Here is a 16,306-nt window from a genome sequence, read left to right as displayed (position 1 = left end):
ATTAAGGGTTTTCCATTACCAGTAACTACCGGCTAGAAATGTTAATCGAATAAATGTGATCACTGTCTCGGGGGTTAATGCAACTGGTTCAGATAGCTTTGTCAGCTCCCTTTCGTCCGCAAACACGGCATACATACCGTCTTCAAAGGCCTGCAGGGCTGCCTCCTGTGCTTTCGCAGGATCTGCTTTCTGTTCGTTATAAATACTTCCGAAACCTACTTTTCCACTGGCAGTCTGTCCCTCGATCTGCTCACTGGTCAAAAAGGGTAATACATTCTTTTCAAAAGGCTTACTGTTGTAAGCATTCACCTGTTGTTTTACAACTGCGGTGATCAGTTCCTGTACAGAAGGGTTATTGCCTAAGTCATCTATTTCTGCATGTTGCTTCTCGAGTATGGCATGTTTCCGTCCTGCTGCTTTAACATTGATTATCAGCTTCATCAGGGTTCAGGTTAATATATGGCGCCGCCAAGATAAAAAAATTCACATAAATATCTGTTACTGTTATCTTTGCCGCATGAAATATGCCGATAAAGAGATCCAGGAGATGGAGGAATTTTTTAAAACAGCCGTATTACCACAAACAATAAATTTAGCCCCCGGGGTTAACATTACTGACGTGAAAGCCTTTGTTTTCAGTCATCTTCAGATTATCAGGCTAAGAAAAGGGGTCACAATTTTTGAACCTTTTTACGATCGTCTGGTACAGGTAAAAGAAATTTTATCACAGGCAGAACAGGGAGCCGCCTAATTACTCCCTGTTGTGACCAGTTTGGCAGACCGGGGTGTCATCCCTGTCTGCTTCTTAAAGAAGTTATTGAAATACGCCGGATAATCAAACCCCAATGCATACGCGATATCAGCGATACTCCAGTCTGTATTTCTCAATAATAATTTCGCTTCTGCTATAATACGTTCCCTGATGTGCACCGTAGTGGCTTTTCCTGTAACCTCCCGGACAGCATGGTTCAGGTGGTTCACATGAATAGCGAGACTTTTTGCATAATCGCCGGCGGCTTTAAGCGACAGTGTCTGCGACGGATGGACGATCGGAAACTGTTTCTCCAGCAGCTCCATAAAGGACATCGTTATACGCACGGCTGCGCTGGTAGGCCTGCTGACAGGTTCCGCCGGCTGTACACGCAATGCTTCATGGATCACCAGATTAACATAATTCTTGATCACGTCATGTTTATGTATATAATCCGTCGCTTCCTCTTCTATCATCTTCTGGAAAAGTGCTTCTACGGTGGCATACTGCGCGGCCGAGAGGAAACATACCGGATTACCACCTATTTTAAACAACGGGGAATCCTGGAATGACTGATGACTACGCTCATGAATATTCATAAACTCCTCTGTGAACTGGCAGTAGTTGCCCGTCCAGGTATCGGACACAGGCTCCCAGCTGTAAGGCACCAGCGGATTAGAGAATACCAGCGCAGGCCGGTCGATCAATATGCCGGTATCAGCATAATGTAACCGGGCGATCCCTGTAAATAATGTGATCTTATAAAAATCCCTGCGGATATATGGGGTTGCGGTTTTCCATTGATTACTGACAGATTGCACCTTAAAGTTCCCGTTCTCTATCTTCGTTCCGTCACATCCAACAAATCCCTGACTTTTGTGTGCGTTGGCATCCATATTATCAAATTTGAGATAAGACTATTCTGTCCTAAATTTACGAAAAAATAGTCTTATCTCAAGGCTTTTCCTATAAATCCCAACGCTTTACGCAGTCATTTGTGAGTACTATTTATTAGAATAGTTGTTCTTTTAACGTATACCGTACGTCATTGTCAGGTAATACATCCCTCCTATGGCCGGACCTCCCAGAAAGGAATAATAGTACCTGTTCAGGAGGTTACTGGCGCCCAGTTTCACTTTACAGCCGATCTTATCAAATGTGTAGCTCGCCTGTGCATCCAGTGTGGAAAAAGCAGCTACATCGCCGTTCACCAGGAATGACTGCCAGTAATAGCCGTTCTGCCATTTCCAGGAGATCCCCGCCCCTACGTGATTTACAATACGCTCCTTTGCCAATGACATATTCACCGTCCAGGAAGGGGTATTGAAACCGTCTTCCAGCCCGTCTTCCTTATCAGACATTTTCAGTCTGGCGAAAGTCACATTTGCATTAGCCATATAGCCATGCTCACTATAGGTGAGACCCAGGCTACCACCGTAGTTGTTCACTTCCGTCTGAGAGTTGGTCCACATCCTGTAGGGACTTTGCTTCGCTTTATTATACAGGGCATATGGAATAGAATCCGGTACGGTTGTATTTGGCACATTCATATTTGCCTGAGCTATAAAGTTCTTATACCTGTTGAAGTAAGCTTCTGCATCAATGAAGCACCTCCCTTCTCCGAAAATCCCTTTATACCCTATTTCTATTGATTGCACATGTTCCGCCCTGATGTAGGTATAAGGATTCTTTTTCAACAGGCCCCTGTTCTTATCGATGGCCTGGTCCTGCGTTAGTCCGCCGCCGTTTACATCATTCAGGACGGCCTGTTGAAAGGAGGTAATGGAAGATGCCAGCCATGCATTTTCAAAGATACCGTTAGACATGGCTGGTAACCCACCGACACGTTTTACGCCACCGCTATTGACATTAGAATACGCTTCGAAGATGCTGGGATAACGGTAGCCGCTCTGGTACGATGCCCTGAAATGCTGTGTGGTTACAGGAGAATACACCGCTGTAAAACGCGGTGTGATCATCAGGTCAAAATAGTCATTCTTATCACCTCTCACAATGGCACCCAGCTTCAGATCGCCGTTCAGCAGCGTTTTGGTGACAGACACAAAACCACCTGTCTTCGCGTAACGGATATTGGTATATTCCTTTCCGGCCTTCGGATTAATGAAATAGTTACCATCCGGTTCAATGATATAGGTACGGTGATCAGCGCCAACCAGTATCTGCAGGCCTGCTTTCTCTTTCAGATCACTTAACAGCTGCTGTGTAAGGTCTACCTGTCCTTCTGCATGAATGAAGCTGGCCTTTACTTTCAGGGCAGCACCGAGATCCCAGTTATTGATCTGTGCCAGCTGGTGCAGACTGTTATTAAATGCGGCCGTTCCTGGTAAGGGGCGGCCCGCATCAGCCGCGATCCTCCCCTGTCTGTGAGCATCGGCAATGGTAGCGCCTGCGCCGGTTGCGGTATTGAAAGCAGCCGTATAATCGGCGTACCACTGATTATCGGGCTTATAGGTACGGTCAATATTCTCTGCCATTGACCGGAGATTGTAGGAGTTGCCTGTGTTTTCCCTGTTCAGATAGAGTTTCAGCTGCACGCTGTTCGACTGAAACTGCAAGCCGTGTTGCTGTACGAGATAGTCTGCCAGCCGGAAGCGGTTGGCGCGCTGGTATATATTGTCCAGCAGGGCCATATGATAGAGGTAGGTCAGCGTCATACCTGGTTTCAGTTCGTAGTAGATGCCGGCATCCGCCTTGGTATTTTGCAGTTGATAATCTACTACATCTTTCTCATCGTAGCCGGTCCGTGATACGACATAGTTACGACCACCGAGGGAGATCGTCTTTCTGTCTGATGATTCATTGCCATAGCTGCTCAACGGGTCCTGTGCCGGATTGTCATTACCCAGCAAACCAGTACTGGCATTCGCCTCACCATTCAGTTCGCGGTGATCATTGGCGATCCAGTCGTATCCGTGGTTGAACGTACCATTGATCTTAAACGCAAGTGTAGGACTGATGACCTTCGCCCAGCGGATACTAGTCTCCGTATAGGCCTTCACAGCGCTGTTTGCATCTCCGGCATGTGTCAGGGCTGTCTTCTGCTGGATACGCAGTCCTTCCGATGTAAATGGATTTTTGGTAGTGATGTTGGCCAGTCCGTTGATGGTATTCATGCCATATAAGGCAGACGCCACACCTGGCAATATTTCCACGTTAGTGACATCCAGTTCAGACGGACCAAGTGCGTTGGCGATAGGTCCGCCGATATGCGGCGATTGTACATCCATGCCATCAACCAGTTGAGCAAAGCGCACATTTGTCGTATTGGCAAATCCACGTGCGTTCAGCACTTTAAATCCCAGACTGGGGGTGATCAGCTGCACGCCCTGCAAGTGCTCCAGTGCGTCGTAGAAAGAAGGCGCGGCTGCGTTACGAAAGTACTGTTCACCGACCTTCTGTATACTCACCGGAGACCGCAGCAGGCTTTCCCGCGTACGCGATGCCGAAACCGTTACTTCTGATAAAATTTTAATAGCAGTATCCTTTTGCGGAGCAGGATTTTCCTGCGCCTGCACTCCCACACTCACCAGGCTACACACAATGAATAGATGTCTGGTCATAATAGTGATTTGCTTCGTTATATACCATCAGATATAACGATCAGGTAAAAAAAGCACATACGGGTGATGTGCAGTCTGTCTGTCATTATTTTAGCCTTGCCGTCTCTTCTTCCAGGAATTTACTGAACCTGGTCCTGAGTTCACGATGATAGGCGATCAGCTGACGGGCCTCATCGGAAATAGCGGAACCGCCTCCATTATCGCCTCCTGTGCTGGTGATGACCAGAGGTGTCGCCGACATGCTATTCAGGTTATTAATCAGCTCCCAGGCCTTTTTATACGACATTTTCATTCTCTTGGCTGCCTGGTTCATAGAACCTGTTTCCTGGATCAGTTCCAGGAGTTCTACGGGGCCGGGACCGAAGAAACGTTTGCCGTCGCCTTCCATCCAGAGACTTCCGTTTATTTTCAGTAACCCATTAGAGAGAATGTCCTTGATTGCCTTTTCCATGTTTCAGATGCCGGTTGGTCTTTTGATGCTTTTGAGATGAGGTGCTGTTCACTGTCCGGGGATACGCTGTCTGCAAATGTAACCGCTTCACGCATTAACCACCGATGGTGATCATACTCCTGTTGTTAATCAGTTCTGCATGCACATCTTCCAGTTTGCCGGTGAACTGGCCACCCAGTTCTTTGGCTTTGCTGCGGATGTTCTGCTGTATAAGCGGTAGTACATCTTCTCCATTTCTCAGGGCGGTCAGCAGGTCAGTTTCTCCCTGTGAGAACAGACAGTTCTTGAGTTTACCATCCGCCGTGAGACGCATCCTGTTGCAGGTACTGCAGAAAGGCTCGGTCATGGTACTGATCACGGAGAAGGTGCCGGCGTGGCCTGGTACGATAAAACCTTTAGCCGTATCATTTGCCCCTCCTTTCAAAGGTAAGAAGTCATATTCCGCGTTGATGCCATGCAGGATCTCGTGTAAAGACAGGACCTTGTTGCTCGTCCACCGGTTACCGCTGAAAGGCATGAACTCAATAAAGCGGACATGTACCGGGGTATCTTTTGTCCAGGCAACGAAGTCATTGATCTCGCTATCGTTCAGCCCTTTCATTACAACCATGTTCACTTTCACGCGAATACCCTTATTGAGCAGCAGATCGATGTTCCGTTTCACCTGCGGGAAAATATCCCTGCGGGTGATGAGCGTAAATTTATCCTGCTGTAGTGTATCCAGGCTAATGTTGAGCGAGCGGATACCCGCTTCTTCCAGCACGTCTGTAAATTCATGAAGTCGGGCGCCATTGGTCGTCATGGTCAGTTCGACAGGCAACCGGGAAAGTGACAGGATGATCTTTGCAGCATCCTTTCTTACCAGTGGCTCGCCACCGGTCAGTCTGATCTTACGGACGCCATTGGCAGTGAATATCCCTGCTAAAGTGGCTATTTCATCCGCCTGCATCAACCGGGAAGCCGGCGTGAAGTCATAGTCTTCTTCCGGCATGCAGTAAAAACACCGCAGGTTACAATTATCTGTCAGGGAAATCCGCAGGTAATCATGCACACGGTTATACGAATCAATTATCATCAGTTTACGACTTGCCCTGTTAGTAATCGCTGATAGTCTTCAGCGGTATCAATATCCAGCGCACCCAGCGGAAATGGCACCAGCGCCAGATCATCGGTGGATTGCTGCAGGATCTTTTTAGCGCCCTGCTGTCCTTCAAGGGCAGCGAGTGCATCGAAATAGGTATTGCTGAAAAGTACGGGGGTACCAGCCGTGTTATCGTATGTGCAGGCGATGATGCCTTTTCCGGCGATCGTCTGCTGATCGATCAGCTGTTGCAGGAGAGCTGCATTCACGAATGGCTGGTCACATACCATGATGATCACCCCGGCGAGATCTGTATGACGGGCTATCAGCTTCATGCCTGTGCTGATAGATGATCCCATGCCTGCTGACCAATGGTCATTTTCTATTATCTCGAGTGCGAACCCGCACAACTTTTTCATGATCAGGGGCGCGTTTGCGCCGGTCACCAATACCACCGGACTGCCTACTGCCGCAATTGCTTCTTCCGCCATCTTACAGATCAGGGTTTTGCCCTGGTACATCAGTAATTGTTTCGGCTGTCCCAACCGGGATGAATTTCCCGCTCCCAAAATGATAACACCGTATTTTTCCATATCCATACGATTTACAAAGTATGTATCGGCCCGTCTTTCTCTCTGAGAGGAATGCCGGTCCTCTCTGAAAGTACGCTTTTTATTTCAGCCGTCACAGACAATGCAATTTCTTCTGCTGTTTCCGCACCTATATCGAGTCCCACGGGACCATGTATCCTGGCCCTGCTTTCTTCACTTACCACCATCCCTTTCGCTGCCAGTTCATCCAGCATACGTTCCAGCTTTGACTTCGGCCCCAGCGTACCGATGTAAGTTACTTCTTTTTGCAGCAGTAATTCCAGCAGTGCGAGATCATAATTGTAATTATGCGTCATCAGCACAAAAACGGTGCGTTCGTCAATCACTACTTTATCCAACACATCTTTCGCTTTGCTGACGATCACTCTGCCTGCACCGGGGAACCTGGCGGGAGTGGCATATAACGCCCTTCCATCCACCACGGTAGTATGCCAACCCTGTATACGTGCGATCTCCACCAGGGGCATCGCATCATTACCAGCACCGGCGATGATCAGGGATACCGGAGGTTTCAGCAGTTCGACGAAAGCATGCAATGCCGGTTTTTCGTCGCCGTACTGTTTAACCATGCCCTGCTTTGTACTGAACACTTCCAATACATCCTTTACGATCATGGTTTTCAGTTCTCCGTCTTCGAGACTACCGGCAAAGCTATTACCAGCATAGCGAAGACAGGTACCAGGCTGCTGAGCAGCCTGGTTTAACCTGAACAGGGTTACTAATACGGCGTCTTCCCGTTTCTCCAGCACCTGTTCCAGCAGGCGGATAGCATGATGGGGCGACTGCGGATCTATGGGTTCGAACAGGATATGCACTACCCCGTTACACCCGAGTTGTACACCGATCTTTGCATCATCCTCATCCGTTGTATCATAGGTGATCAGCTTATTCTGCTGCTGCACGATGGCCAGTAACGCCCTTCTCAGTGCGTCACCTTCCAGACATCCGCCGCTGATAGCGCCGGTCATCTCTCCGTCTTCCGTGACCAGCATTCTGGCACCCGGACGACGGTAGGAAGAGCCTTCCACATATACAACGGTAGCTAGTGCGACCTTCTTTCCAGACTGTTGGGAAACTTTATACGCCCGTATGATATCCTCAATTTCCTTCATCTTATTTGTCAGGCAGATAAGCACCCTTATCCAGCCATGTTTTAAAATGTTTTACAAATTCTGCGCGGCTCATTGGCAGATGTGCCAGCCCTTCTGCTGGGTTCCAGCCGCTGCCTACGAGCGAGTCTTTACTGACGTGCTCGATCAGGCCTTCATAGTCTTTATGACCATTCTGGCTTTTATCCAGCATTGTTTGTGCCAGTTCTCTCGGCGACTTACCCTGGAACACCATTTTCATGTCAGCAGGTGGCAGGTGCCAGTTCGGATTACCCGGCGGCATATGCAGTCCCGGTGTGTTCTGGGGCTGGTGACAGTTAGAACATTTCATGGCATACAGTCCTTTACCGTCTACCCCACGCTGCACGTTCATGGTGTGTATGTGGCTGTCGTCACCCTGTAGTGGCCTGTCTCCTGTTGGATGACAGTTCATACAACGCGGGTGCATCAGCACTTTATATGCCTGTAAAAAGGCTTTCTTAGAGATCACGCTGTCTGGTTCCGCCGCTTCCAGCATCGCAACAGTAGCTGTTTTCTTTTCGGCGGGCACCTTATTGAATGCGTCCGAGCGGAAAGATACTACAACCGACGAAATTGCCGTCACAGCAAGCAGCAGGTAAATCCCCTTTCTTGTATTAAAAAATTGATTTTTAGTTATTTGTGACATAACATCGCTTTACGTGTAAATAATCAGGAACATTACGCCTTCAGGATTGCCTTGTTAAACGGCAGATCTCTCAGTCGTTTGCCGGTAGCTGAGAAGTACGCATTGGCAATAGCCGGTGCCACCGGAGGAACGCCAGGTTCTCCGACACCGCCCATTTTACCACCGTTTTCCACGATATGTACTTCTATTTCAGCTGGTGTATCAAACATTCTTGACACCACGTAATCATTGAAGTTGCCCTGTTGCACACGGCCCTTTTCCAGGCTGATCTCACCCAGCAGCGCACCGGACACGCCAAAGTTGATACCACTTTCTATCTGGGCCCTTACGCCATCCGGGTTAACGGCCAGTCCGCAGTCAATGGCACTCACGACCTTGTGCACCTTAATGGTACCATCACTGTTCAGGGAGATCTCCACCACGTGCGCGACATAGCTCAGGAACGACTCATGTACTGCGATACCCCTGAACCGTCCTGCAGCCAATGGCTTACCCCATCCGGCCTTTTCAGCCGCCAGGTTCAGTGCCGCGAGGTGTCTCGGATGGTCTTTCAGCAGTTCCTGTCTGTATGCCAGCGGGTCTTTCCCAACCGCATGGGCCAGTTCATCGATCATCGCTTCCATGGCCATCGCTGTATGTGTATGTCCAACGGAGCGCCACCAGAGCACCGGTACTTCGTTCTTTGGCGAATGCAGGGTCACCAGCTTGTCAGGCACCGCCGCCAGGTAGGGAGAATCGGCTACCCCTTCCACAGAGGCTGCGTCAATACCGTCCTTGATCATAGCAGCGAACAGGGTCCCTTCCATGATGGACTGTCCTACGATGTTATGACTCCACGCAACCGGCATACCATCCGCGTTCAATCCCACCTTGACATTATGTACAAATGCCGGACGATAGAATCCGCCTTTCACATCATCTTCACGCGCCCATACCATCTTCACCAGTGGTTTACCACTTGCTTTAACAATTTCGGCTGCCTCCTTTACAAAGTCGGATGCCGGCGTAGCCCTTCTACCGAAGCCTCCACCCAGGAATACGGTGTTCACCCTTACCTGTTCCGGTTTCAATCCCAGTACTTTCGCTGCTGCATCCTGGTCCATACCTGGCATCTGGGTACCGCACCAGATCTCGCACTTTCCGTCTTTCAGTTCGATGGTCACGTTCAGTGGTTCCATCGGAGCGTGTGCCAGATAGGGAAAGGTGTATACTGCCTCTACCGTCTTCACGGCCTTTGACATACCTGTATCTACGTTACCGCCTTTCGCTGCCGGTGCGCCGGGTGTTTTGGCCAGTTGTTTATACTTCGCCATCATCGCTGTAGAATCCACCTGCACACCACTACCTAAATCCCACTCCACTTTCAATGCGGCGCGTCCTTTCTTAGCTGCCCAGTAGTTATCCGCCAGCACGGCAACTCCGGTCGGGATCTGCACGACCTGTTTCACCCCTGGAATAGCTTTCGCTTTCGCTGCATCCACTGACTTTACTTTCGCCCCAAAAACCGGCGCATGTAAAACGGTGGCGGTCAGCAGTCCGGGGAACTGCACATCCATGCCGAATTTAGCGGTGCCATTGATCTTCGCGGGGGTATCGAGGCGTTTCACGCCTTTACCGATATATTTCCAGTCTTTCGGATCTTTCAGCGGCACATCAGCCGGTGCGGTCAATGTGGCCGCCTCGGATGCCAGTTCGCCGTAAGTAGCGGTTTTATTGCCTGCTGTAACGATACCGTTTGCCGTCGTACATGCTGACGGGCTCACACCGAATTTCTTCGCCGCTGCTTCCACCAGTAACATCCTGGCGGTCGCTCCTGCTTTACGGTATCTTTCAAACTCAGAATATGTGGTACTGGAACCTCCGGTGATTTGTATACCAAACAGCGTATGGTTGTATGGTTTCCAGGCATCGCCATGTTGCACGACCATTTTATTTACGTCAACATCCAGTTCATCTGCGATCATCATAGACAGTGTCGTCCAGATACCCTGTCCCATTTCGGCGTGCGCCAGGTAGACGAGGATCTGATTATCTGCTGTGATATGCAGGTAGGCATTTGGTGCAAATGCTGCTCCGCTTTGCGGACCTACCATAGATGCTCCGCCGGCGCCGGCGAGCTTCTTCGCTCCGGGTACGGTAAAGGAGATGAGCAATCCGCTACCCAGTACGGCACCGGCTTTCAGGAAGTTACGCCTGCTACTGTTCAATACTTCACTCATTTCGCGCTACCTCCTTCCCGCTGCATTTTTGCGGCTAAATGAATAGCCTTTCTTATACGGGGATATGTGCCGCAGCGACAGATATTCCCGGACATTGCGTTGTCGATGTCTTCATCTGTAGGATTTGGATTCTCCCTGAGCAGAACGGCGGCGGACATAATTTGTCCGGACTGGCAATAGCCGCATTGCGGTACATCAATGTCCAGCCATGCTTTCTGCAGGTAATTTTCCGGATCGGCAGATAAGCCTTCAATTGTTGTCACTTCCTTGCCTACGGCCCGTGACACCAATGTTACACATGAACGCACTGCTTCTCCATCTAAATGGACGGTACAGGCGCCACATTGCGCCATTCCGCAACCGAATTTGGTACCAGTTAATCCCAGCACGTCCCTCAATGCCCATAGTAATGGCATGTCAGGGCTGGCGTCCACTGAATACTCTTTCTGGTTGATCTTTAGTTTAACCATAAAGATTTGCTTTTCTGTAAATAATTGATCTAAATAGGTTGACTTGCGGCAGGGATCACTGATACTGCTGACGACCCGTATACGGCGTGTGGCCGCAGGTTCCTGACGGGAATCACTTATCAAATTTGACCTTTGCTTCCTGAAATCGTTAACGTTTAAAAGCAAATTTAGTTCGAAGGAGGGTTATGCAAATTGTAATATTCAAACAGATAACTATAAAATTCAAAGTTTATGGATCCGGGATTTGATTTGAGAGAGAGGGAACGTTATGTTATTTAGGGAATAACGAAAAATAGAGGGGTTGTAAAAATCAAACTACTTGAATAGGTATATGGGGAGGATATGTTGTTTTTTTAAGTAGTGGTGTCGGGGGTATTGGAACTATGGGAAGGTATGGGCATAGATTTGATCAATATTTATATGTGCAAGATAGCGTATGCGCTGTTGAATGGGTGTCGTTACAGGTTTTATCAGACGATGGTCTTTGCCGGTATCAGATGGGATTACGGGCTGTACCCCTCCATGCGTCCTTGCTATGCTACTGAGGGATAGGCATTGGGCGGTAGTGGGGCTATTAAACCCCTGTTGCATGGGCTGAGCCGCGCATGAAGGGCTAAGGCCCTCCATCTCCATCTGCAAACCTGACTGCAGACATTAGGACGGCACGGAGATTCCCAAGCGAAGTCTATTCAAGTAGTGATAGAAATTTATCACTACTTAAATAGACGGTGTAAAACTCTTTTATCACTGATAACGAATCTCAGAAGTAGAAAAATACACCGGTACCACGCTGAAGCGCTTCAATAAATAAAGATTTAAGTTCTTTAAGTTTATTAGTAGTGACTGGAATATCAAAAACGTCGCTTGCCAAAACTTTTTGCAACTTTTCCTTTTCAACTATTCCATCATCTTCATAATCATCTATCATTGCGTCAGCAATTTCGTTTATTCGATCAAAGACTCCGGCTGAATCTAATTCCTTGAATTCACTTTGGTCAATCATTATTTCGATCAATTGATGTGGCTCTGCCCTATCGTAGTCTAATTCATATTGTGCTTCCTTGTCAATGGGCACTGTAATTATTCGTGTTTTCATTTATCAATATTTAAATAGTGCGTAACTTGGTTATATTCTGGCTGGGATCTACCTTTTGTTTTTCCGTTTACAATCTTATTATTCGGCACCTTTCCATCAAAGTCTAAAAACTTTCGTTTGCCGGATAATGCAGTATTTTCTATTCGAAAATAATTACCTAGCCGGTCTTCTACTACTTGAATAGTAGAGCCCTCATTTGCATAAATAATTTTCTTTCCATTGTCGCTTACCACACCTTCCGCTCCCGGCGCAAATTTCTCTATTGCCTCACTTAAACTGGCCTTCGACCACTCGTCACCGAACTCTTTCGCCCGCCCTGCACCATCCAACTTCCCTGACATCTTCACTCCTACCTCTATCCCCTCTGCTACTTTCGCTCCACCACTCCCCACATTCGATGTAAGCGCCAGCTCTTTTGTCGTTGTTACTGCCACTTTCAGCTCTAATCCTCCAAATCCGGTCACGGCGCCGAGCGGATCTTGCCTAAACGCATTATATATCAGCTGCGGCGTAGTGTTTCCTGTTGCTATACGACCTTTAAAATTCTCAACACCCTGATTTACAGCTCCACGGATCACCGCCATGTTCTCCTTTCTATTCTGGTTCATATAGTTATTGAGCTGTCGCACCATCACATTGAACACCTGGAACATCGTTTTAAGTATTCCCTGCCCCGGATCTGGCTCCGGTTTATCTCCCAGGAAGTCACTATAGCGTATAGGATTATTGAAATTAGACACATAGGGCGACCATGCCTCCATCTTATCAATCTTGGGGTCTATCTGCTTCCACCTACCTGTTTGAGGGTCTAACGTCCTGTAAAAGGCATCGTATTCATTGAGGCTAAGCGCTGTGTTAAGTTCAATGCCGTTATAGCGTTTCCTGTTTTCCGGGTACTGCAGTCCTTTTAGGGCCGGGTAACTGATGGCAGCCATCGTGAGGCCAAAAGGATAATAATGTGTCTCTTCCAGCAAAGGACCAGTAATGTGTGTAACTGTCAGATTATCAAAGTATACATCCTGGGCACTTTCATTGGTGGTATAAATATAAACATATCCGCTCTTATCTATCCGCATCGGTGGCGCCACCAGTGTTTGTACAATGTCTGTCTCCGGTTGTACCTGTCTTACACCGGTATTCCGGCTGACCAGGTTAAGCTGGTCATCAAAGCCTGCAAAACAGAGATATGCGGGTAACGGATCCGGCATGTCGTTTCGTGGTAACTGGTCCTGTAATTGTTTGTGAGCAGCCGTGCCAAACGGGAAGGATGACAAACTGGCGTCCGTTATACCGTGCACCTGGCTGCCTGGTAGTTTACTGTTAAACGCATCCAATAAGGCCGTGATCATTGCTTCTGGTCTGATATTGATGGGTGTGGCCGGGCCCTTTTTATGAAATGCGTTAACACCGATCATGAGACTATCGCCAGCCATTACACGTATGACCAATGAAGGACCGATCTTTTGTCCGTTGATGGCGTTTAGTCTGGCAACATATCCATCCGTGCTTCCTATTAGGCCGTCCGGATAACCAACCGGCTTCTTTGCACGCGTCTCCGCAATATTACTGAACAGGGTGGCTTCTCTGGCGGCAGAAGCAGTCTCCATTGTCGCCTTATATACGACAGTGTCCTTTTCTGTGCTGAGTACCATGCGGACATTTCCCAGGTTATCTTTCAGGAAATAATCAAATACATATACTACCGGTTTACCTGTTTTGTAAACTGGCCGGATACGACCTTCCTCCTGGGCAATGAACTGCAGGGTATCCTGTTCGTACTGGAACCCATTGATGTAATGTGTAATCCTGGAACGATGTGGTGTTATACTCGTGTCAGCCACCATCTTTGCCAGCAGTTCTCCTTTACCCGCGGCATAGAGATAATGGATGGAGGCCTTTTTTCCTTTAGCAAGTAGTATTGCTGGCAGTTGCTGGTGGTTGTAAAGGACTGTGTCGATTGCCTTGTTGTTGTCTCTGGATATATTCCCGTTAGGGTCATACCAGTAATCCTGCACTTCCCTGTTATCCATTTCCCTGAAGTCGCCAAGCTGGGTGGCAGGATCGTTTCGTTTGTCGGTCACATAACTCAGCCGGTTACTGCCGGGGAAGTAACCGTATTTCAGACTGTCGATCGTCCGCACAGCCATTCCGCTGACGCCCCGCTGTTTCATCGACAGGATATTTCCGCCGGGATCATATGTTAGTCCGCTGACTGAGAAGTCTGCCTTGTCATTTGTCCAGGTGGTACTACCGGGTTGCTGCTGTACGAAATCAGCATAATTGAGCTGGTCCGCCCTGTCGTAGTCAAATCCGTAGGCCCGGACAATGCCGTCAGTGGCAGTCTTCCATTTTATACCGGCTATATTACCGGTATACTCACTACTGTCAAAACCATACTCATAGCTATACTCCTGTCCGAACCAGTTGGAAGTCGAACCGGAGGTATTGACGAATGTCCCGTTGACGGACTTCAGCCATCCGCGAATATTATACACATACTGCAATGTTTCCAACTGCGCATTGGCGCCGGTGACTTCAAGCCGCTTCGTACGTAACCTGCCATTTTCATCATAGACATTTACAGCGATGGTGTGCTGCGTGGCAGGATCATCATTGATACGCTTCCCTACCGAGTCTACCCTCCCCAGGGCATCATAGGCGAATGTGGTCAGGATGGTAGTCTGTGGTGTCAATACACTTCTCGGATTTGTATGCCGCTGGTAAGTGCTTAATATCTTTCCGCTGAAATCATACAGGGTGGTAATAACATCGTTACCTCCAGCCATATTATTAGCCAGCACCTGCGTCACTCTTCCTTTCGCATCGTAATAAAATGTAGCCGTAATGAACTGCTCAGTCGCTTCGACCCGCACGCTCCTCCCCGTCATCAGGCCTTTCGTCATCTGGCTGGCAACGGAGGGTAGCAACACCGGATAGGAATTGCCGCCTGCCTTCACTTTATTGATATCTGCAACGAGATAAGATTGTTTACCGGGGAAATTATAATCATCGTAAAAGGTATTCGTCAGTATTCTTGTCTGAGTGGCAGCAACCAGCGACAGGATATCCTGCGATCCGGGTATCAGCTGATCGACACGCATCTGCAATTGCGCCCTGCTATCAGGAAGATTGATCAGGGCCGTCTTTCGTTCCCTGTTGAGCTGATCATATGAGATGGCATACCATTGCCCCATCGCCTTCATAACTCCATCTCTGCGGGCCACGATCCTGTCGCGCTTATCATAGACCATTTCGATACTATCTGCCCCCGGTACTTTCTGTACGATCGTCCGTAATTCACCGTCATAGCGGTATAGGAAACACAGTTCAGTGGCAGCCACTTCCGGAACGGTCCAGCTGCCTTTTATAAGATCGACCGCTTTGGGCGGTATCACCGCACGTAGCATACCGGCATCGTCATACACGTAATAGGTAGATAACCATCCCATATGCCCGGTACCGGGATTGGCGGCCAGCTGTGATCGATACAATACAACACGTCCTGCCTTATCATGGTAAGTTATACGCTGTACACCGGCTTCGCTGATGACCACATCTTTTAACAGGGTCCCTGCGCTGTATATACGGACGCTGACAGGTATCTGTCCCGTCACTGGCATCGTCCAGCATCTTACAGAATCAGCGACAGTATTGACCTGATAACGCTGCATCACCGGCCGGCTTCCACCTTCTTTTGCCCAGGCATTACCCGGTGCCCAGGCATGTGTTACCCTGTTCAATGGAGAAGCGTCATAACGCGTCTGGGTGTAATAAATACTATCACTTCCTACACCAGGAGACAGCGCCCTATCCTTATAATAGGCGCTCTGTGCAGGGAAAGGGGTCGTCTTAAATGCCCCATTGCTGATCCCTGTCTGCTGTGCATAGGGCAGATAGCTAAACTGCTCTCTTCCGAAAGCATCATACAACGCCGGAGATACGACATCTTTTCCTCCAGGGCTATGCTGCCGGCCGACTGTCTGCAACAAACGTCCTAATCCGTCAAAATACTGTGTCTGCATACGTACCTCCACTGCTGTTCTGGTAGTGGCGGTCACCCATCCCGTATCAGTAGCCGGAGCGGCTGGTGTCCAGGTACGTATACGGTTCACAAGCGCGGATCTGTAGCCAGGGGACAATGCCGCTGGTCTGGCTGAGGGTCTGATAGTATTAGCAGGACGATTCTGTGCCCTAATAAGCGACACGTTATACGTTGTTGCTAAGAATAGGTACATAACCACGCGTAATATCTGCGTGCGCGATAAAAACA

Annotated in this window: 13 protein-coding genes; 1 reads left to right on the top strand and 12 read right to left on the bottom strand. The window is 48.6% G+C overall.

The window, feature by feature from the left end; translation table 11 throughout:
- Positions 1–15: 15 nt before the first annotated feature.
- Positions 16–441 carry a hypothetical protein gene (locus GWR21_RS02945; RefSeq protein WP_162330290.1) on the bottom strand — a complete coding sequence of 142 codons (426 nt, stop codon included), beginning with the start codon at positions 439–441 and terminating at the stop codon, positions 16–18.
- A gap of 76 nt (positions 442–517) precedes the next feature.
- Between GWR21_RS02945 and GWR21_RS02940 the strand changes: the two genes are divergently transcribed.
- Complete coding sequence (locus GWR21_RS02940; RefSeq protein ID WP_162330289.1) at positions 518–751, top strand: DUF6965 family protein; 234 nt, start codon at positions 518–520, stop codon at positions 749–751.
- On the opposite strand, the gene GWR21_RS02935 is transcribed toward GWR21_RS02940, so the two are convergent.
- From GWR21_RS02935 to GWR21_RS02885, 11 genes are all read right to left on the bottom strand, one after another.
- Positions 748–1,647, bottom strand: a complete 900-nt coding sequence (locus GWR21_RS02935; protein ID WP_162330288.1) for a helix-turn-helix domain-containing protein — start codon at positions 1,645–1,647, stop codon at positions 748–750. The two genes, GWR21_RS02940 and GWR21_RS02935, sit on opposite strands and share 4 nt — an antisense overlap.
- A gap of 132 nt (positions 1,648–1,779) precedes the next feature.
- Positions 1,780–4,332 (bottom strand): TonB-dependent receptor domain-containing protein, encoded by a 2,553-nt coding sequence (locus GWR21_RS02930; protein ID WP_162330287.1) that lies wholly within the window; start codon positions 4,330–4,332, stop codon positions 1,780–1,782.
- A gap of 85 nt (positions 4,333–4,417) precedes the next feature.
- The gene (locus GWR21_RS02925; protein WP_162330286.1) at positions 4,418–4,783 is read right to left on the bottom strand and encodes a winged helix-turn-helix domain-containing protein; all 366 of its coding nucleotides are present in this window, start codon (positions 4,781–4,783) and stop codon (positions 4,418–4,420) included.
- A gap of 94 nt (positions 4,784–4,877) precedes the next feature.
- Positions 4,878–5,858 (bottom strand): GTP 3',8-cyclase MoaA, encoded by a 981-nt coding sequence (gene moaA / locus GWR21_RS02920; RefSeq protein WP_162330285.1) that lies wholly within the window; start codon positions 5,856–5,858, stop codon positions 4,878–4,880.
- Positions 5,858–6,457, bottom strand: a complete 600-nt coding sequence (locus GWR21_RS02915; RefSeq protein ID WP_162330284.1) for a nucleotidyltransferase family protein — start codon at positions 6,455–6,457, stop codon at positions 5,858–5,860. Before GWR21_RS02915 ends, moaA begins: the two co-directional genes overlap by 1 nt.
- 11 nt (positions 6,458–6,468) lie before the next feature.
- On the bottom strand, positions 6,469–7,587 hold the full coding sequence (locus GWR21_RS02910) for an XdhC family protein (RefSeq protein ID WP_162330283.1): 1,119 nt from the start codon (positions 7,585–7,587) through the stop codon (positions 6,469–6,471).
- Position 7,588: 1 nt separating this feature from the next.
- Positions 7,589–8,251 carry a hypothetical protein gene (locus GWR21_RS02905; protein ID WP_162330282.1) on the bottom strand — a complete coding sequence of 221 codons (663 nt, stop codon included), beginning with the start codon at positions 8,249–8,251 and terminating at the stop codon, positions 7,589–7,591.
- A 32-nt stretch (positions 8,252–8,283) separates the two neighbouring features.
- Complete coding sequence (locus GWR21_RS02900) at positions 8,284–10,470, bottom strand: xanthine dehydrogenase family protein molybdopterin-binding subunit (RefSeq protein ID WP_162330281.1); 2,187 nt, start codon at positions 10,468–10,470, stop codon at positions 8,284–8,286.
- Positions 10,467–10,940 carry a (2Fe-2S)-binding protein gene (locus GWR21_RS02895; protein WP_162330280.1) on the bottom strand — a complete coding sequence of 158 codons (474 nt, stop codon included), beginning with the start codon at positions 10,938–10,940 and terminating at the stop codon, positions 10,467–10,469. The genes GWR21_RS02900 and GWR21_RS02895 overlap by 4 nt, the downstream gene beginning before the upstream one ends.
- Positions 10,941–11,700: 760 nt before the next feature.
- On the bottom strand, positions 11,701–12,036 hold the full coding sequence (locus GWR21_RS02890; protein ID WP_162330279.1) for a hypothetical protein: 336 nt from the start codon (positions 12,034–12,036) through the stop codon (positions 11,701–11,703).
- Positions 12,033–16,271, bottom strand: a complete 4,239-nt coding sequence (locus GWR21_RS02885; RefSeq protein ID WP_162330278.1) for a DUF6443 domain-containing protein — start codon at positions 16,269–16,271, stop codon at positions 12,033–12,035. Before GWR21_RS02885 ends, GWR21_RS02890 begins: the two co-directional genes overlap by 4 nt.
- Positions 16,272–16,306: the final 35 nt, after the last annotated feature.

It is taken from the genome of Chitinophaga agri, from assembly GCF_010093065.1.
Taxonomy (GTDB): Bacteria; Bacteroidota; Bacteroidia; order Chitinophagales; family Chitinophagaceae; genus Chitinophaga; species Chitinophaga agri.
The sequence above is the reverse complement of the archived record's forward strand: the minus strand, read 5'-3'. Positions and strand labels throughout refer to the sequence as shown.